Source organism: Allomuricauda sp. R78024, assembly GCF_044596045.1.
In the GTDB taxonomy this organism is placed as follows: domain Bacteria; phylum Bacteroidota; class Bacteroidia; order Flavobacteriales; family Flavobacteriaceae; genus Flagellimonas.
Genome location: NZ_CP138995.1, coordinates 847,450 through 865,333, shown reverse-complemented (window position 1 = coordinate 865,333; position 17,884 = coordinate 847,450). Strand labels below are relative to the sequence as shown.

Genomic DNA, 17,884 nt, shown 5'->3' with positions numbered 1-17,884 from the left:
TTTTTTAATACTTTGCTGTACTAATCACTAAAAATCATTTACCAATGACAAAAAAGACCACCTATTTATTGGGGATACTTACTGTCGTCATTATTGGAACATTTCTCTACATGAATCTTTGTAGTGAATGCAGGGTTGCAGGTAATCAAGAAGAAGCTATCTCCCTAAAATCGAAAACAACATCCCCAACTTATCCTTATTTAGTGAGCGATGACGATTATTCTTATGAAGCAAAAGAAAACTTCAACTTCAATATTTCCAATCCGTCCTTCTTAATGCCAATTTCAGGTGAACTAAAAGATGGTATTGCCAGTCTTAAAGATTATCTAAATTCCAACGAGCAGAAAACAGTCAACCTTACAGGCTTTTATTCAAGCAATGAAGAAAACCACACTTCATTTTCAAATCTGGGACTGGCAAGGGCCAATTCAGTTAAAAATCACTTGATGCTAAACGGTATTCCATCATCACAAATCAATACTTTGGGAGAGCTAAAAGAAGATATGATTTTTCATGAAGGTATTCTTTTAGGGCCTATCACATATCACGTTTCCAAACAAGAAGAGGAGCCCTCAACTATAAACTAAGTACTCAACTATAAAACCATAGAAAATGAATTTTGAAAATCTAAATATCTGGTGCTGGATCATTCCTGCATTGGTGGGAATAATCTCAGGAGTTCTAGGATATCTCATTGGAAAAAGCAAAGATGTCTCCGTTATTGATGCTTCTACAGATACCAAAACACTGGAAGCAGAAAACACAAAACTAAAGGCTGATTTGGCTGTCTGTAACAAAAAGCTTGCCGCTACAGATGCCCCAGAAAAACCTGCGTCCCCTGCTGCTGATTTGACTGCAAGTGCGCCCTCAACTGCAACATTTGATATTGCTGCGGCAAAAGCGGCCATGGGAAAAAGAATAAAACAGGATGATCTAAAAATAGTTGAAGGTATCGGTCCTAAAATTGAAGGGCTATTTCATAACTTCGGAATTAAAACATGGAAAGCACTTTCTGAAGCTTCTACCATCAAATGCCAAGAAGTACTTGACTCTGGAGGGAGTAGATATAGAATCCATGATCCTGCATCATGGCCCATGCAAGCAAAAATGGCTTATGAAGGGCAATGGAAAGATTTATCCAAATGGCAAATCAAACATAAAGCCGGCAAGTTCTGATTTCAGTTTTGATCATAAAAAAAACCGGCCAATTGGCCGGTTTTTGTTTTATAACATCCCATTTGCTTCGACCCATTTAAACTTATACTGGTCCTGTCCAAATTGCATTCGTTCAGAGATACGTTGAAGTCTTTCTGGAAGTTTCATTAAATAATCACGAGCTTTTTCCGCTTGTTCGGAAAGCCCTCTCAAATTTCCTACCTCCCAGTAATCATTTAATTTCCTTAAAATTTCAATATAATCTTGTGCCGTATATACCCCAAGTCGCTGAGCACAATCTGAAAATTGTTCAAATGCCGTACCAATGCTATCCCCTGATTCCCTTAAAAAATGTGCAGGCATTACAATCTTTTTTTTCATCATATCTGCAAAAGCTTCAATCATTCCATTGGGATCCTCTCCTAAAATAGTTTTCACAAATTCCCTATAGGCCAAATGGTGCCTCATTTCATCACCAGCAATTATGGAACACATTTTACCTAACAATACGTTTCCTTTTTGACGTGCCATTTTGCCCACCCGCTTGTGGGATATATTTGTGGCCAATTCTTGAAAGGAAGTATAAACAAAGTTCTTGTATGGGTCACGATCTGTTCCTATATCAAAGCCATCTGATATTAAATGTTGCGTCGTAATTTCAACTTCTCTCATGTTTACGCGCCCAGATAAATATAGATACTTGTTTAGCACATCACCATGTCTATTTTCCTCAGCAGTCCAAGCTCTAACCCATTTGCTCCAACCATTTTCTTTTCCACTATGTTGATCTATACCTTCAACATCCATCAACCAAGATTCGTAGGTAGGCAGTGCTTCCTCAGTAATGGTATCAGCAACTAAAGTAACCCAAAAGTCATATCCCAACTCTTTTGCTTCTTCTCGTATTTGTTCCGTCTCTGCAAAGAAGTTATCGTTCTGGGAATCTGGTAAAAAATCACTCGGCTGCCATATTTCATCAATTGGTATAAGAAACGAATCCATAAAACCCTGTACTTTGGGCTCTATAGCTTGCATGACCTCTAACCGAATATTTTTTAATGACATATTATTGTTTTTGGTAAAGTTCCTTATTAAAATCCAATAAACTGTGTTATCGTGTTAGTTTCTTCCCCTTTCTTCAGGATAAAAAGTATGTACGGGATTACTTTGCCAAAACTCTTTTGTATCCACGTCCATCATTGTCAAAGCTCCCATAAAAGCAGCACCAGTGTCTACATTCCATACATTGGCTCCATTTTGAGGAGAAACAACATCTTTTTTAGAAAGTGGTGTATGGCCAATAAAAATCTCTTTGTAATGAGTGAGTCTTTTTGGAAAGTATCTGTCTTCTGGTTTTAATGCTGGGTCTATAGCCTTTGCCAACTCCCACAATGTTCTATCCCAATAGAACAATTGGTCAAAATATTCAAAAGTCACTCCCTTTAAATTTGTATAACCCGCATGTAGGTAAAGTCTATTATCACCATCCAGATAATAGTTTTCCAATTGAGCGTAAAACTCAAGGTGGGTGTCCCAACTTTCTCTAGCTGCCCTTAGATATGAGTCTCTGGTTGCTGTGCCCCCGTGGGCAAGCCATTGTGGGTTTTCTTCTTTGGTCAATAGCCATTCCCTACAAAGTTCATCGTGGTTTCCCCTAATAAAGGTGCATTTGAAATCATCTTTAAGCTTAATTAAGAAATCAATGGTTTCCACAGCGCTACCCCAACCATCCACATAATCTCCCAAAAAAATGAGATGATCTTCCCGGGTCACTTTCGCTCTGATGATAAGTTGTTCCAATGCTTTTAATCCTGAATGGACATCACCTACAACCAAGGTCCTCATATGGTAAATTTTGAGCAATGATACATAACAAATAAATGCTGTTATTAAAAAGTTATACAAAGTTTAGATTATGAATTATAGCTCTATGACTTTTAACATCATATTGGTATTTAGTTAACAGCGTATTTCATCGAAACTTGTAGGAATATTTAAACATTACTTTTATTTTTTATTATATTGAAAGGCTAACTCATTTAATCTCAACTATATGAAAAAACTACTACACACTACACCGCTATTTTCATTTTTCGCCGTTTTTTTCCTCCTTCTTTCTGGAGCACAGGCCCAAAATTTGAAAAAAACACATGATGATGCCCCTCAAAAAGGGCACAACCTTTACAAACAGTCCAAAATCTATGATAGCAAAAAAGGACCTGTTGGTGCAAAACCAAAAGCAATTGGCGACCGTGCCATGGATAGATTGGCCTATGAATTTAGACAAGTACAAGATCCATTTACCAAAAAGATTCCGGAAAACATTCTTGAGAGGGCTGCTGAATTCTCCGGCAAAATTGACTCTACTGACATTCAGCAAGAAATGTCAAAAACCTATGGTGGAGAAGCTTCTAAAAAGCGTTTTTTTTATTTTAGAGGTAGAGGCCCTGCCAACGTAGGTGGCAGAACCAGAGCCTTGGCCATCGATAGAAGGAACGAAAATACCATTTTGGCCGGTGGAGTTTCTGGAGGGCTTTGGCGTTCTACAAACGCTGGAGAAACTTGGAGAAGAGTTACCAGAAAATGGCAGAACCCCAGTATAACGGGCATTGTACAAGACCCAAGAAAGAACCGTCATAATATTTGGTATTATGCATCGGGCGAGCGTTATGGGAACTCCGCTGGAGCGCCAGGAGCGTTTTATCAAGGGTCAGGAATCTACAAATCTTACAATAATGGGAGAAGTTGGTTTAGAATGCGAAATACTTCTGACAACGATGTAACCTCAATTACCTCTTTTGATTTAATCAACAGCATTGCCGTGCACCCAGCAAATGGTGACGTCTATGCAGCTACTTTTGACGGCCTATTCCGTTCCAAAAATGGTGCACGATCTTTTGAAGAGGTTCTACCAAGTGGATTTGATAGTCAAACCGAAGTCATTATCACTCCTAACGGGACCCTTTATGGTACCGTGGATATATTTGGTGCAGAAAATGCTGGTTTTTACACCTCACAAGATGGAGACACTTGGACCAACATAACACCAGAGGGTTTATTTCCATCTTTTGGAAGAACAGTTATGGCTTATGATCCATCAGATGAAAACCGTGTCTTTTTCTTTTCTTATGATTTAAGCAATGCTGGCGAGGCATTTCTTTGGAGATACCAAGCAGATGCTGCAACCCCAGAAGAGCAATGGGTCGATTTAACCGCGAACCTTCCCACTAGCATTGGAGGAGTAGCAGGTGATTTAGATCTTCAAGGTGCTTATAACATGATTATTAAGGTACACCCTACAAATCCAGATTTGGTATTCTTAGGGGGCACTAACCTTTATAGGTCTACAACGGGATTCACCACTCCTACAGGTTTTGAAGGATGGATAGGTGGTTATACCATTTTCAGCGATAGTTTTGGGCTTTATCCCAATCACCACCCCGATCAGCACAATTTGGTTTTCTTGCCTTCCAACCCAAACAAAGCCATATCGGCCAATGATGGTGGCGTACAAGTCACAGAGGATATTACCATAAACACCGAACCTGTTAGTTGGACATCTTTAAACAACAGTTACATCACAACCCAACCATATGCCATTGCCATAGATCCAGAAGGAAACAGCAGAGATATCGTTGCAGGTTTCCAAGACAATGGAACATGGTTTACCAATTCATTAAATAAAAATGATCCATGGGAAGAAGATTTTGGTGGTGATGGCTCATATAATGCCATAGCAGATGGCGGTCTTACTCGTTATGTTTCTGCTCAGTTTGGTGTGGTATTCCGTTTTAACTTTGATGAAGCTGGAGAATTTGTTTCCTTCACCCGTGTGCAACCATCTGGAGCAAGTGGATTTGACTTTGTAGCTCCCTTCGTATTAGATCCAATCAATGATAATATAATGTACATGCCTGCGGGTGACCGCATGTGGAGAAACAATAATTTAGATGAAATTCCTTTATTCTCAAACGCCCCTACCTCTGTAAATTGGGCCGAACAGGCACAGACCGCCACCCCAGATGGTTCTATTATTTCTGGATTGGATATCTCTAAATTTCCTGTGGCCAATAGACTATATTACGGTACTTCGAGTGGTTTGATTTTTAAAGTAGAAAATGCAAATATTGATGACCAACCACCAGTGGACATTTCTTCTGGAAAAGGACTTCCCGAGGGAAACATTAATCAAATTTATGTTGATCCCACGAACTCAGATCGTGTTATAGCCGTTTTCTCTAATTACAATATCCAGAGTATTTTTATGAGTAAAAATGCGGGAGAGACTTGGGAAAGTATTAGTGGTAACTTAGAGGAAAATAAGGATGGAACCGGGAACGGACCTTCAGTTAGGTGGTTTGCCATAAGTGGAAACAATAATATTTATTTTGCTGGTACAAGTACTGGACTGTATGCTTCTTTCTATTTAAATGGAGACCGCACACGTTGGTTCCGAGAGCCTGCTATTGTAGGCAACGTTGTTGTACCTCAAGTTAGAACAAGAGAAGATGGGTTTGTTGCCGTAGCCGCCCATGGAAATGGAGTTTACAATGCTCAATTCTATGCGTCCCCTTCTCCTGAAGCCAACCTAAGTACTGCCTATCTATTGCCCGATTTAGTTTTACCTATAAACAGTGCAGACAAAGAAGTCAATGTAAAGGATTTATTTGTTAGTTCAAGAGGAAGGCCTATTTCCATTGAAATGACCAACTCAAATCCAGACTTGGTAACAGCGGTAATGGATGGCGATGTAATTTCTCTCTCATTTGCTCCAGATTCTGATGGGTCTGCAGCGATTGGACTCATTGCCACGTCGGGTAGAGAACAAGTTGCTGAAGGGTTTACCGTAACCCTTACAGAGTTTCCTATTTATGAACAAAATGACGTATCTACTAGCAGTGCCCCGTCACAGTTGATTCCAGATTTTGGTGGAGCATTGTTGCAATCAGCAGATGATTTTATAGTCCCTGAGGGAAGCCAATGGACCATAAACAACATTGCAGCTTTTGGAGGTGCAAATAATAGCCCTTTATTAACTAGTGCAACTGTTGTAATTTATGAGGACAATGGAGGTTTACCAGGAGCTATTGTCTATGATAGTGGAGCAATAGCCCCATCTTCCGCTCCTACAAATGTTAATCTGGGCCTAGACCTTCCAGAGCAAGTCGTTTTGGAAGCTGGAACATACTGGCTCTCTGTATATGCCAATCTAAACTTCTTGCCAGACGAGACACAATGGTTCTGGTTAACCCAAGCAGGATTAATTGGAAACAGCAATCTATTTAGGGATACGGCCGACCTGTTTGGAACCGGTGCTATAGATTGGACTCCGACAAACCTTGTTTTTGGAGGTGACCCTGAGGACCATATATTCCAAATTTTTGGAACTGTGGACAACGGTTCTACAGGAGATACCGCTGTTGAAATTGCTCCCTCTGGAATTGCAGGTCAGGAAGATCCTCAAAGACTAGCTACCTTAGAAACTGAGGTGATTACTGCAGTTTGGCCTAACCCTTCTACTGACGAATTCTACTTTGCTCTTAAAAATACTGAAGACAAAAAAGTGAGCGCCCAAATCTTCAATATGGTAGGTCAAAAAGTTTTTGAAATGGAAGGAACAAACAGCTCCAAGCCTATTATCTGGAATGCTTCCAACAGTCCTGCTGGTATTTATTTTGTAAAGATCACAGGTTTAAACACTAACGAAAATTTCAAAATAATTAAAAAATAAGCTTTAAAAAACTTCATTAAAAAGGCGTGAACTAATCACGCCTTTTTTTTAACATCCGCTAAATGATTTATTGCGTATATACTTAAAAGTTAAACCCTTATGAAACCTTTTATTTTGTTGGCACTTTTCTTATTGAGCAATTCGTGTGATCAGAAAGAAGATATCGGCCTATTAGAAAGTAATCAAAATGAAGAAGCTATTTTAGAACAACAGTTATTGGGGCCTAACGAGATAATGCTCCAAATAAAAATTCTTGGGACTACAGAAACGAGTAAAGAAATCTGCGGTTCACAAAAAGAGCATATTCTCGCTGTAGAGGTGATTGAAATTCTAGAGTCTGGAAGTAGTATCACCAACAAGCTTTCCAAAGAGCAAAAACTAGATGTTGTTTTCCTTTTTGACCCCGGACAAATAGAAACCGGTGTCACCATAGAAGCAAAGGCCAAAGAAAGCCTATGCTCAGATGCCACAATCACTTATTTTACAATTATAGGGCATAAAATTTTGGAATAGCATTTTTTTTCTCCTTACATTGGAATACCTAATTTTCAATACTAGGGATGAAAAAAGTATTCTGCATTGGAGAACTCTTGATAGATTTTGTTGCTGAAAAACAAGGGAATGATCTTTCCAAAGCCACTGAATTTACTAAAAAGGCTGGTGGTGCGCCAGCAAACGTTGCCTGCGCAATAGCCAAACTTGGCGGAAAAGGAGTCTTTATTGGTTGTGTCGGAGATGATCCATTTGGAAGCTTTTTACTTAATGTAGTCAAAAAAGAAGGTGTTGATATTTCATTGGCGCAACAGTCCAAAACCTTTACTACACTTGCTTTTGTTTCTTTAGCTGAAGACGGAGAACGTGATTTTGTATTTAGCAGAGGAGCCGATAAAGAATTGACATATGATCCTTCCTTAAGAAAGGACTTTCAAGGTAATCTTTTGCACTTAGGAGCTGCCACTGCCCTTTTAGGAGGTTCTTTGGAAAAAACATATGGCAAATATTTGTTTGATGCGTTCACCAAAGAAATGTTCATAAGTTTTGATCCAAATTTTAGAGGCGATCTGTGGAAAGAAAATGAACAGCAGTTTATTAAAAAATGCAGGCCTTTTATTGAAAAATCACACTTGTGTAAGTTCAGTTTAGAGGAGGCTCAGCTTTTATCCGGAAAGAAAGATATTCATGAAGCTTGTGATTTTTTTCATGAAGCAGGTACTAAAATCATAACCATTACCCTTGGGAAAGAAGGCACTTTATTAAGTTTAAATAATACTAAAAAAATAGTTCCCAGCATTAAAGTAAAACCTGTGGATACAACCGGAGCAGGAGACGCCTTTATTGGTTGTTTATTGTATCAGATTGCAGATCTGGGGAATTTTAATCGCGTTTTTGAAGATTTCGAGCTTCTATTAAAAATGGTAAAAAAAGCTAATAAAGCTGGTGCTATTACTACTACCAATTACGGTGCTATCGTTGCTCTCCCAACAAAATCACAGCTTGAAAATTAAATGAACCAAGCTACTTTACATAAACTGATTTCATCAAAATTTGAGGAAAAGAACCCAAAAGCTCTTTTTGAACTTAGACTGGCCACAAACTTAAGTCTGATTCAACAACTATTTTTTTCTGTATATCCAGAAGAGAAACACAGAGGTGACTTTTCAAAATTACTAGACCTTCTACCCAAGCTATTTGCTTTGCGCGCAACAGAATTAATGCATCAGGATCTGCAAAGATTAGAGATAGGGAATTGGTACCAATCAGAGAAGATGGTAGGTATGCAATTATATGTGGAGCATTTTAATAAAGATTTGAACGGACTTAAAGAGAAACTACCTTATCTAAAAGAATTAGGGGTTAATTTTTTGCACCTCATGCCTATTACCACTCGTCCCAAAGGAGAAAATGATGGCGGCTATGCCGTGAACAATTATCTTCAAGTGGACAAAAAGTATGGAACTAAAAAGGACCTACTGGAGTTAACGAAGGAGCTCCGAAAGCAAGATATGTTCTTGATGTTGGATTTTGTGGTCAACCACACCTCCAATGAGTTTTCTTGGGCAAAAAAAGCTGCAAAGGGTGACAAAAAATATCAAGGATACTACTATACTTTCGAAAACGATACGATTCCAAAAGAGTTTGAAAAATCCATGCCAGAAGTTTTTCCAGAAACTTCGCCCGGGAACTTCACTTACATTTCTGAAATGGATCATTGGGTCATGACCGTTTTCAATAGCTACCAATGGGATTTGAACTATACCAACCCAGAGGTTTTTATGGAAATGTTGACCAATTTGGTGAAATTGGCCAATATGGGTGTTGATTTGGTGCGTTTTGATGCACTGGCATTTCTTTGGAAAAAAATGGGGACCATTTCTCAAAATCTTCCAGAAGCTCATAACATAATCGCTTTGTTCAGAATGTGCATACAAGTAGTAGCTCCAGGAACCATATTCTTGGCCGAGGCTATTGTTGCTCCAACCCAAATCATTAAATATTTTGGTGAAGATCAAAAGGAAGGGAACGAATGTGAGGTTGCCTATAATGCCTCTTTAATGGCGTTGTTATGGAATTCCGTAGCTACAAAAAAAACGGTCTTACTTTACAAAAGCCTTACCCATGTACCCACAAAACCTAAGGACTGTACTTGGATCAATTACATTCGATGCCATGATGATATTGGACTAGGGTATGAGAACCAGTTCATTGAGGAAATTGGTTGGAATCCACAACAACATCGAAAATTTTTGCTGGATTACTATTGCCAACGTTTGGATTGGTCAGATGCTGTTGGTTTAATGTTCATGTACAATCCCAAGACAGGAGATGGCAGAATTACTGGCAGTGCTGCCTCATTACTAGGATTGGAAAAAGGGTTGAATGAAAATGATAATGCCCTGATCAAGGAAGCTATTGCAAAAATTATAATGTTCCATGGTGTAATTCTCGCCTATGGCGGTATTCCTATGATTTATGCGGGTGATGAAATAGGAGCGCTAAACGATTATTCTTTTTTGAAGGAATCTGCTAAAAAAGAAGATAGCCGCTGGGTAAATAGACCAAAACAAGATTGGGAAACTATTTCAAAATTGAATACTAAAAAGCTTCCTGAGTCCAAAATATTCAAAACACTGCAAAAATTGATTGCTATAAGGAGAGAAAATCCTGTTTTTGCGGATAGTAACAACTTAACTCTGCATAATACCGGCAATGATCATATTTTAGTTTTCGAAAGAACGGGAAACTCCAATGAAGGCTTGTTGGTTATTTGCAATTTTGATGAAAAACCTCAGGTTATAGAAGCAAGTTGGATTCTTAAACTTGGGTATTTCACCAAGGGTGAACCAAAAGATTTGGTGTCCGATAAAAAAATATCAATCAAAAGTGGTCTATTAGAAGTACTCCCTTATCAAATTCTCTGGTTAAAAAAATCCTAGTTGTACCTTACCTTTCTTAAGATTCGCAATGATTCTTTAAGCGAAGTATATACCCTTTCATTAGCGGTTTTCAATAATGACCGTGCTTGCTCCATTTGTTCTTTTGCCTCTTCAAATCCGTTTAAATAACAAATCAAAGACGTTGCAGGCAGATGTGTAAGATCTATTTCTTCCGCTTTGTTTAATTTGATTTTCTTCTCAAGTTTTTGCAACAAGGAGTTATTGGTGTTAAGAACATGGTGCAATGTTTTTTTATCGTATTGTGGTGGTTCAAAAATCAATTCGCTATTGATGGTGTATTTGCCATTATCAGAAAACGTAATGACCATTTTCTCCAAAGGGAAATACTTCTGTTGTGAGCCCAATCCCAACTGTACATATTCCAAAGTACTAAATGAATGATCATCATAGGTAATGGTAATGTCATCCAAAGCAGAATAAAATAATTTTACCTGTTCATTTATCAATTCGATATCCACTCTTGAATAATAGGTCTTGTTGTTGACTTTTTTCTTGTTTCCTGCCCAGCAAACCACAAACTGTTCTTTAAATACTTTGTAATCGCTGGTTAAATCTGCATGTCTGCTATTGATAAAACTAATGACCGCGTCCAAAGTCAATTCAATATTGTTTCTGGCATGTTGTTCTATGGTAGCAACTGCTTCTGAATTAATATCCTTGAGTTCAATATCAAAAGCTTTGGGCAAACTAATGCTACCCTCCCGGAAGAACACTGCTCCCCCATAATACTTCCATATATTTTTTCGAAGGGCACAGATTTTTCCATTAGATTTTATGGTCACCAAGCCAACCACCTTACCTTCTGGCAAATGCGGAAAAGGTATATTTTCATAAGAAATAATAGGAGGGTTATCCAAGTAAGCGTTTACCAAATTCTGAATCTTGCTATCATCAAAAAAATCAACGCCTACTATTTTATTATCCTCATCTTCAACACCTATTACAATAAAAGAATTGTTTATTGGGTTGCTATTTGCTAACGCGCAAACGTGTTTAAGAAATTTTGCTTTTCCTTCCTTTTCACCTATGGATATAAACCTTTTTTTGTCATAAAAACTATTTTCATCATTATGCGCTAAAAGATTCTTAACCAACAGGCGTTTATTAATCATAGTTCCTTTTTCACAATAGTGCTACTAGCCTGAGCAGTGGGCATTACCACCAAATCCGCAATGTTAACATGGTAAGGACGAGTAATGGTAAAATGAATAATATCTGCAATGTCTTCAGGCTCTAAAGGTTGAAAACCTTGATATACTTTTTCAGCCCTATCTGCATCTCCTTTAAATCTCACGTCACTAAATTCCGTTTCCACCAGACCTGGGTTAACGGCTCCAACTCGAATGCCATATGCATTTAAGTCCATCCGCATTCCTTGATTGATTGCATCCACTGCATGCTTGCTTGCACAATACACATTTCCTTTGGGGTATACTTCTTTGCCAGCGGTAGAACCAATGTTTATAATATGACCAGATTTACGCTTTACCATTTGTGGCACTATCGCCTTTGAAACATATAGTAGACCTTTTACATTAATGTCCAACATAGCATCCCAATCGTCCAAACTTCCTTCATCAATGGTATCTAGACCATGCGCATTCCCTGCATTATTAATTAAAATATCTACTTGGGAAAATGGAATTGGTAAGGTTTCAATAGCTTTAAAAACAGCTTCTTTGTCCCTTACATCAAAATTAAGGGTATGAACATTCGTATTTCTTCCTAAATATTCTTGAAGCGTATCCAGTCTTTCTTGTCTACGTCCACAAAGAATTAAATTAAACCCATGTTTAGCCAATAGCTCTGCAGTTGCTTTGCCTATGCCACTGGTTGCTCCAGTAATTAAAACTGTTTGTGTCTTTTCCATATTCCTAATATTCCTTTTTTAAGGTACGGGATGCCCTTGACTTGAAGCCAAAAGCGTGAACCAATCTTGTAATTCTAATTCTATTTCCGCTGCTTTTGCAGATAGGGCAATTCTATCCTTATTGCTTGTGCCGATTACTGGATGAACCTTGGCCGGGTGCTTTAAAATCCATGCCAAAAGAAGCTGACTCTCTTCTACATTATATTTTTCTGCAAGAACAGTAATGGTTCCCTTTATTCTTCTAGTTTGCTCATTATCCTCTCTATATACACTACCCAACGGACTCCAAGCCATAGCCATACGTCCATTTGCTATGCAATCATCAAAGGTGCCATCATACATTGGAGCATCGTGCGACAAAGAAAATTCAACTTGATTGCCCAAAACTGGAATTGCCTTTTCTAACATTGTGATTTGCGAAGGGGTGAAATTAGATACCCCAAACTGTTTAATCTTGCCGCTTTCCAGCAATTGATTGATGGCCTCGGCAATCTCAAAAGGTTCCATAAGCGGACTTGGTCTGTGCAACAATAACAAATCCAAATACTCTGTGTTCAATTTTTTAAGGGATTCTTCGGCAGACCAAATAATATACTCCTTGTTGTATTCATAATGTCCCAAACGATTATCCCTGCCAGATGTCATTTGAATTCCACATTTAGAAATCAATTGAATGGAAGACCTTTCTATTCCACTTTCAGTATAAGCTTTGCCAAAATCAGATTCTGTACCATAATCTCCATAAATATCGGCATGGTCAAAAGTTGTAAGACCATTTTCTACACAATGGAGCATTAAATCGATCATCTCCTTTTTTGGAAGTTTTTTGCCCCAACTTCCCCAGGTCATAGCGCCTGCTATAATTCTGGAATAATAATCAGTATCTTGCATATCGAGTGAAAGTATAAAATTAAACCCTTAAATACTTCACAAAACTGGGGCTTCAGCGTTTTTTTTAACCATTAATTAACAGACGGATTTTAAATTAATTTTCATTTTGCACTTCTTAGGAAAAACACTAACATTAACACATTACGATAAAAGTTTATATGGAAGAAAACACTACTATTGATATTAGTGCTGTGAATGAAAAAATTGCTAAGGAAAGTGCTTTTATTGACTTGCTTACGCTTGAGATGAATAAAGCTATTGTTGGTCAAAGACACATGGTAGAAAGACTGTTAATTGGTCTTTTGGGCCAAGGTCATATTCTTTTAGAAGGTGTTCCTGGATTAGCAAAAACATTAGCCATTAATACCTTGGCGAAAGCCGTAAAAGCAGATTTTAGCAGAATCCAGTTTACACCGGACCTTTTGCCAGCAGATGTTGTAGGAACAATGATCTACAACATGAAGGAAAATGATTTTTCCATTAAAAAGGGACCTATTTTTGCCAACTTTGTTTTAGCAGATGAGATTAACAGGGCTCCTGCAAAAGTACAGTCCGCCTTGCTTGAAGCCATGCAGGAGAAACAAGTAACTATAGGAGATGAGACTTTTAAGTTGAATCCTCCATTCTTGGTAATGGCTACCCAAAACCCCGTTGAGCAAGAAGGAACCTATCCTTTGCCTGAAGCTCAGGTGGATCGTTTTATGTTGAAAACAGTTATTGACTATCCAAAACTTAACGAGGAACAACTTATCATGCGTCAAAATCTGAGTGGCGCTAATGAACCCATAAAACCAGTTGTAACCTTAAAACAGATTTTAAGTGCCCAAAAGGCGGTTCGCGAGGTTTACATGGATGAAAAAATAGAAAAATACATTTTGGATTTAGTGTTCGCTACTAGATATCCAGAAAAATACAACCTTGAAAATCTAAAACCCCTAATCAGCTTTGGTGCCTCCCCTAGGGGAAGTATCAATTTAGCAAACGCCTCCAAGTGCTATGCATTTATTAAAAGAAGAGGATATGTTGTTCCAGAAGATGTAAGAGCCGTTGTTCATGATGTGTTAAGGCATCGTATTGGAATAACCTATGAAGCTGAAGCGGAGAACATCACTTCTGAGGAAATCATAAACAAGATTGTCAACGAGGTAGAAGTACCCTAGAAAAGTTGACAGTTGACAGTTTCGATTGGTGGTATCCTCAAAAAATAACCTGCCATCACTAAATACTGACAGCTAAACACTGTTTGCTTACAGATGGATACAAAAGAACTACTTAAGAAAGTACGTAAAATTGAGATAAAGACGAGACGTCTTTCCGACCATATTTTTGGTGGGGAATACCACTCTACCTTTAAAGGAAGGGGTATGACCTTCAGCGAAGTTCGTCAATATCAATTTGGAGATGATGTTAGAAGTATTGACTGGAACGTTACCGCGCGTTACAACGAGCCTTATATAAAGGTATTTGAAGAGGAGAGGGAATTGACCATGATGTTGATGGTTGATGTTAGTGGTTCCGAACTTTTTGGAACTACCAATCAATTTAAAAAAGGGGTAATTACAGAAATCTCTGCCACATTGGCTTTTTCTGCATTACAGAACAATGATAAAGTAGGTTTGATTTTGTTTTCTGATGAGGTGGAATTGTTTATTCCTCCAAAAAAAGGAAAAAGTCATGTCTTGCGCATTATACGTGAGCTTTTGGAATTCACCCCAAAAAGTAGCCAGACCAATATTGCGGAAGCGTTAAAGTTCCTTACCAATGTGATGAAGAAAAAAGCCATTGTTTTTGTGTTGTCTGATTTTATATCAGATGGGTATGATAACACTTTGCGCATTATTGGCAATAAGCATGATGTAACTGGTATTAGAGTTTTTGATGAGCGTGAAGAATCCATTCCCAATTTAGGAATGGTGCAAATGCAAGATGCAGAAACAGGGGCATTGCAATTGGTGAATACAAGGTCTAAAAAAGTACGTGCGGCATACGGCCAATTCCATAAAGATAAAGTGAGTTATTTTCAGGATTCCTTTACCAAATCTGGTTGTGGCGTAATACATTGCCGTGTAGATGAAAGTTACGTAAAAAAATTGTTGGGCTATTTTAAACGAAGGGGATAATGAAACGGGAAAATAGTAAGTTAAACATAAAGGTTGGGGGCCACTTGGGAGTTAGGAATGTTTTTTTTCTGATCATCCTAATCTGTTCACAACTATCCTTTGCCCAATCAAAGGTGTCATCAGAGATAGATACCACCTCTATTAAAATAGGAGAACAGATCAAATACAAAATTACCGTTGAAACTGATTCTACGGACATTGTCCATTTTCCTGAGGGACAGACCTTCTCTCCTTTAGAAAGTGTTGAGGCAATAATGATGGATACCGTTAAAAACAAAAATAAAGTTACCCTCCAACGCATTTATGCTCTTACCCAATTTGACAGTGGCGCATACACCATCCCCCCCCAAAGAATAGCAATAAATGAGCAGCCTTTTTTTACAGATTCTTTTCAAATAAAAGTAGCGGACGTTGTGGTTGACACCACCAAACAAAAGATGTTTGACATAAAACCTTTAATCGAAGTTGAAAAAAGCTACGCCAAAATCTGGAAAATGGTGCTTTGGATACTTTTGACCTTTTTCATTATTGGTGGTTTGGTCTACTGGTTTTTCCTTAGAAAAAAACCATTGACAGAAGAGGAAAAGGAAGCATTGCTACCACCCTATGATCGTGCATTACTAGAACTTAAAAAACTGGAGAACTCCAAATATCTAATTCAAGATGAGTATAAAAAATATTACTCAGAGCTAACAGATATTGTACGCTCCTATTTGGAAGAAGATGTCAATGTTTCCGCTTTAGAGAGCACGACAGGTCAATTGATTGCCAAACTGGAAATGCTTAAAGATGCTGGAGATTTGAAGTTGGATGATGAAACCTTAACTCAATTTCAGAACATATTACAGACCGCAGATTTAGTAAAATTTGCCAAGTCCAAACCTTCAACCTCTGTTGCGGAGCAAGACAGGAAATTAGTAGAGCAAATAGTAGTTAAGACGCATGATGCGTTACCAGAACCCACCGAGGAAGAATTGCTTCAAACTGAAGAATACTTGGAGGAGCTCGCCAAGAAAAAACAGCGTAAAAAAATCTATTGGGCGGCGGCTATATTTGCTGGAATTCTGCTATTTGGAAGTGGCCTTTCCATTGCCTATTATGGTTTTAAAGAGGTAAAGGATACTGTTTTTGGTTATCCTACAAAAGAATTATTGGAAGGGGAATGGGTGTCCAGTTCTTATGGCTATCCTCCCATTGAAATTGAAACACCAGATGTGCTAATACGTCAAGATGTGGAATTGCCTCCAGAAGCTCAGGAGTTAATTAAAGAATTACAAACTTTCACATATGGAAGTTATGTAGGAGTCTTTTCCGTTGCGACCAGTTCCGTCACCTACAAAGAACAAGAAGACCCCGACTTTGATGCTGCAATAGAATCTACCTTAGGTACTTTTGAAAGTTTTGGAGTAAAAAATATTATTACCAAACAGGAAGAATTTACCACTAAATCTGGAGTACAAGGTCTAAAGACATTCGGTTCCGGAAACATTAACAACCCTCTCAACGACAAATCAAAAAAGGCAAAGTATACCATTCTTTCCTTTGGAGGAAAAGGATTTATGCAACAGGTAATGATTACCTGGGAAGATGGTGATGACTATGCCGAACAGATAGTGAGTAGAATATTGAGCAACCTAGACGTAAAAACACAGACCTAAATGTTTGAAAATATAGAATTTGCAAATCCTCAGTTTTTTTGGTTGCTCCTTCTGCTTCCTCTGGCTTTGCTATGGTATTTTTTTAAACGGAAAGATGAGCTTGCATCTCTTAAGATTTCCAGTGTAAAAGGGTTTTCCGTAAGTAGCTTGGCTTCCAAATTAAAACCTGTTCTTTTTATAATAAGACTCTTGGCTCTTTCCGCTATTATTATGGCTTTGGCAAGGCCTCAAACAGAAGATATTTCCACTAGAACCAAAACCACTAAGGGTATAGATATTGTTATGGCAATAGATGTCTCTTCAAGTATGTTGGCCCGGGACCTAAAACCAGATAGACTTTCTGCACTTAAAGAAGTTGCTGGAGATTTTATTCAACAGCGACCTAACGATCGTATTGGACTAGTAGGGTATGCTGGAGAAAGTTATACCAAAACCCCCATAACCAGCGACAAGTCAATTGTCTTGAGAGCCCTTAAGGAAATCACCTACGGTGAACTTGAAGATGGTACAGCCATTGGTATGGGATTGGCAACATCAGTCAACAGATTAAAAGAAAGCAAGGCTATAAGCAAGGTCATTATTCTGTTGACCGATGGTGTAAACAACTCAGGTTTTATTGAACCAAATACGGCTGCGGATTTAGCTGTGGAATTTGGTATAAAAACATATACAATAGGTTTAGGAACAAATGGTAATGCACTGTCTCCTGTTGCCTATAACCGAGATGGCACTTTCAGGTTTGGAATGCGTCAAGTAGAAATTGATGAAAAGTTGCTGCAAGAAATTGCCAAGGCCACAGGCGGAAAGTATTTTAGGGCAACCGATAATGAAAAGTTAGAAGAGATTTATGACGAAATAAATAAACTGGAAAAAACTGAAATTGAAGAGTTTAAGTATTATAAATATGAGGAAAAGTTTAGGCCATTGATATTTTTGGCAGGAGCTTTGCTGTTGTTGGAGTGGGGGCTTCGCAACTCTATCTTTAAAAGCTTTATTTAAAAAGG

At 38.2% G+C, this 17,884-nt stretch carries 15 protein-coding genes; 10 read left to right on the top strand and 5 right to left on the bottom strand.

Going from position 1 to position 17,884, the window contains the following annotated elements; translation table 11 throughout:
• The first annotated feature begins 44 nt into the window (after positions 1 to 44).
• Together SJY44_RS03840 and SJY44_RS03835 are read left to right on the top strand one after the other, a co-directional pair.
• Positions 45 to 587, top strand: a complete 543-nt coding sequence (locus tag SJY44_RS03840) for an OmpA family protein (RefSeq protein ID WP_396591345.1) — start codon at positions 45 to 47, stop codon at positions 585 to 587.
• Between the two features lie 25 nt (positions 588 to 612).
• Positions 613 to 1,176, top strand: coding sequence for a hypothetical protein (locus SJY44_RS03835; RefSeq protein WP_396591344.1), 564 nt, complete (start codon positions 613 to 615; stop codon positions 1,174 to 1,176).
• Positions 1,177 to 1,224: 48 nt separating this feature from the next.
• On the opposite strand, the gene SJY44_RS03830 is transcribed toward SJY44_RS03835, so the two are convergent.
• A complete protein-coding gene (locus SJY44_RS03830; RefSeq protein ID WP_396591343.1) occupies positions 1,225 to 2,220 on the bottom strand; it encodes an acyl-ACP desaturase in 996 nt (331 codons plus the stop codon).
• 54 nt (positions 2,221 to 2,274) lie between these two features.
• Positions 2,275 to 3,000 (bottom strand): metallophosphoesterase, encoded by a 726-nt coding sequence (locus SJY44_RS03825; protein WP_396591342.1) that lies wholly within the window; start codon positions 2,998 to 3,000, stop codon positions 2,275 to 2,277.
• Between the two features lie 208 nt (positions 3,001 to 3,208).
• On the opposite strand from SJY44_RS03825, the gene SJY44_RS03820 reads away from it, so the two are divergent.
• The 4 genes from SJY44_RS03820 to SJY44_RS03805 all read left to right on the top strand — a co-directional run bounded on the left by SJY44_RS03820 (position 3,209) and on the right by SJY44_RS03805 (position 10,320).
• Positions 3,209 to 6,886, top strand: a complete 3,678-nt coding sequence (locus tag SJY44_RS03820; RefSeq protein ID WP_396591341.1) for a T9SS type A sorting domain-containing protein — start codon at positions 3,209 to 3,211, stop codon at positions 6,884 to 6,886.
• A 99-nt stretch (positions 6,887 to 6,985) separates the two neighbouring features.
• Complete coding sequence (locus SJY44_RS03815; RefSeq protein WP_298923844.1) at positions 6,986 to 7,399, top strand: hypothetical protein; 414 nt, start codon at positions 6,986 to 6,988, stop codon at positions 7,397 to 7,399.
• A gap of 47 nt (positions 7,400 to 7,446) precedes the next feature.
• Positions 7,447 to 8,391, top strand: coding sequence for a carbohydrate kinase (locus SJY44_RS03810; protein ID WP_396591340.1), 945 nt, complete (start codon positions 7,447 to 7,449; stop codon positions 8,389 to 8,391).
• Positions 8,392 to 10,320 carry an amylosucrase gene (locus tag SJY44_RS03805; RefSeq protein WP_396591339.1) on the top strand — a complete coding sequence of 643 codons (1,929 nt, stop codon included), beginning with the start codon at positions 8,392 to 8,394 and terminating at the stop codon, positions 10,318 to 10,320.
• Here SJY44_RS03805 and SJY44_RS03800 read toward each other — a convergent pair.
• Genes SJY44_RS03800 through SJY44_RS03790 form a run of 3 tightly spaced genes read right to left on the bottom strand, consistent with a single transcriptional unit; the run spans position 10,317 to position 13,102 of the window.
• Positions 10,317 to 11,453: an ATP-binding protein gene (locus tag SJY44_RS03800; RefSeq protein WP_396591338.1), complete on the bottom strand. Its 1,137-nt coding sequence runs from the start codon at positions 11,451 to 11,453 to the stop codon at positions 10,317 to 10,319. The genes SJY44_RS03805 and SJY44_RS03800 overlap by 4 nt on opposite strands.
• Positions 11,450 to 12,211, bottom strand: coding sequence for an SDR family NAD(P)-dependent oxidoreductase (locus tag SJY44_RS03795; RefSeq protein WP_396591337.1), 762 nt, complete (start codon positions 12,209 to 12,211; stop codon positions 11,450 to 11,452). Before SJY44_RS03795 ends, SJY44_RS03800 begins: the two co-directional genes overlap by 4 nt.
• Before the next feature lie 18 nt (positions 12,212 to 12,229).
• On the bottom strand, positions 12,230 to 13,102 hold the full coding sequence (locus tag SJY44_RS03790) for an aldo/keto reductase family oxidoreductase (RefSeq protein ID WP_396591336.1): 873 nt from the start codon (positions 13,100 to 13,102) through the stop codon (positions 12,230 to 12,232).
• Positions 13,103 to 13,260: 158 nt separating this feature from the next.
• Between SJY44_RS03790 and SJY44_RS03785 the strand changes: the two genes are divergently transcribed.
• The 4 genes from SJY44_RS03785 to SJY44_RS03770 all read left to right on the top strand — a co-directional run bounded on the left by SJY44_RS03785 (position 13,261) and on the right by SJY44_RS03770 (position 17,879).
• Complete coding sequence (locus tag SJY44_RS03785; protein WP_298923832.1) at positions 13,261 to 14,262, top strand: MoxR family ATPase; 1,002 nt, start codon at positions 13,261 to 13,263, stop codon at positions 14,260 to 14,262.
• A 93-nt stretch (positions 14,263 to 14,355) separates the two neighbouring features.
• A complete protein-coding gene (locus SJY44_RS03780) occupies positions 14,356 to 15,222 on the top strand; it encodes a DUF58 domain-containing protein (RefSeq protein WP_298923830.1) in 867 nt (288 codons plus the stop codon).
• Positions 15,222 to 16,880 (top strand): BatD family protein, encoded by a 1,659-nt coding sequence (locus SJY44_RS03775; RefSeq protein ID WP_298923828.1) that lies wholly within the window; start codon positions 15,222 to 15,224, stop codon positions 16,878 to 16,880. The genes SJY44_RS03780 and SJY44_RS03775 overlap by 1 nt, the downstream gene beginning before the upstream one ends.
• Positions 16,881 to 17,879 carry a VWA domain-containing protein gene (locus SJY44_RS03770; RefSeq protein ID WP_298923826.1) on the top strand — a complete coding sequence of 333 codons (999 nt, stop codon included), beginning with the start codon at positions 16,881 to 16,883 and terminating at the stop codon, positions 17,877 to 17,879.
• The last annotated feature ends 5 nt before the right edge of the window (positions 17,880 to 17,884 follow it).

Coding starts and splice junctions, on each gene's coding strand:
- SJY44_RS03825 (WP_396591342.1), bottom strand. CDS start 3,000: ATGAGGACCTTGGTTGTAGGTGATGTCCATTCAGGATTAAAAGCATTG.
- SJY44_RS03800 (WP_396591338.1), bottom strand. CDS start 11,453: ATGATTAATAAACGCCTGTTGGTTAAGAATCTTTTAGCGCATAATGAT.
- SJY44_RS03820 (WP_396591341.1), top strand. CDS start 3,209: ATGAAAAAACTACTACACACTACACCGCTATTTTCATTTTTCGCCGTT.
- SJY44_RS03840 (WP_396591345.1), top strand. CDS start 45: ATGACAAAAAAGACCACCTATTTATTGGGGATACTTACTGTCGTCATT.
- SJY44_RS03835 (WP_396591344.1), top strand. CDS start 613: ATGAATTTTGAAAATCTAAATATCTGGTGCTGGATCATTCCTGCATTG.
- SJY44_RS03815 (WP_298923844.1), top strand. CDS start 6,986: ATGAAACCTTTTATTTTGTTGGCACTTTTCTTATTGAGCAATTCGTGT.
- SJY44_RS03775 (WP_298923828.1), top strand. CDS start 15,222: ATGAAACGGGAAAATAGTAAGTTAAACATAAAGGTTGGGGGCCACTTG.
- SJY44_RS03780 (WP_298923830.1), top strand. CDS start 14,356: ATGGATACAAAAGAACTACTTAAGAAAGTACGTAAAATTGAGATAAAG.
- SJY44_RS03785 (WP_298923832.1), top strand. CDS start 13,261: ATGGAAGAAAACACTACTATTGATATTAGTGCTGTGAATGAAAAAATT.
- SJY44_RS03805 (WP_396591339.1), top strand. CDS start 8,392: ATGAACCAAGCTACTTTACATAAACTGATTTCATCAAAATTTGAGGAA.
- SJY44_RS03770 (WP_298923826.1), top strand. CDS start 16,881: ATGTTTGAAAATATAGAATTTGCAAATCCTCAGTTTTTTTGGTTGCTC.
- SJY44_RS03790 (WP_396591336.1), bottom strand. CDS start 13,102: ATGCAAGATACTGATTATTATTCCAGAATTATAGCAGGCGCTATGACC.
- SJY44_RS03810 (WP_396591340.1), top strand. CDS start 7,447: ATGAAAAAAGTATTCTGCATTGGAGAACTCTTGATAGATTTTGTTGCT.
- SJY44_RS03795 (WP_396591337.1), bottom strand. CDS start 12,211: ATGGAAAAGACACAAACAGTTTTAATTACTGGAGCAACCAGTGGCATA.
- SJY44_RS03830 (WP_396591343.1), bottom strand. CDS start 2,220: ATGTCATTAAAAAATATTCGGTTAGAGGTCATGCAAGCTATAGAGCCC.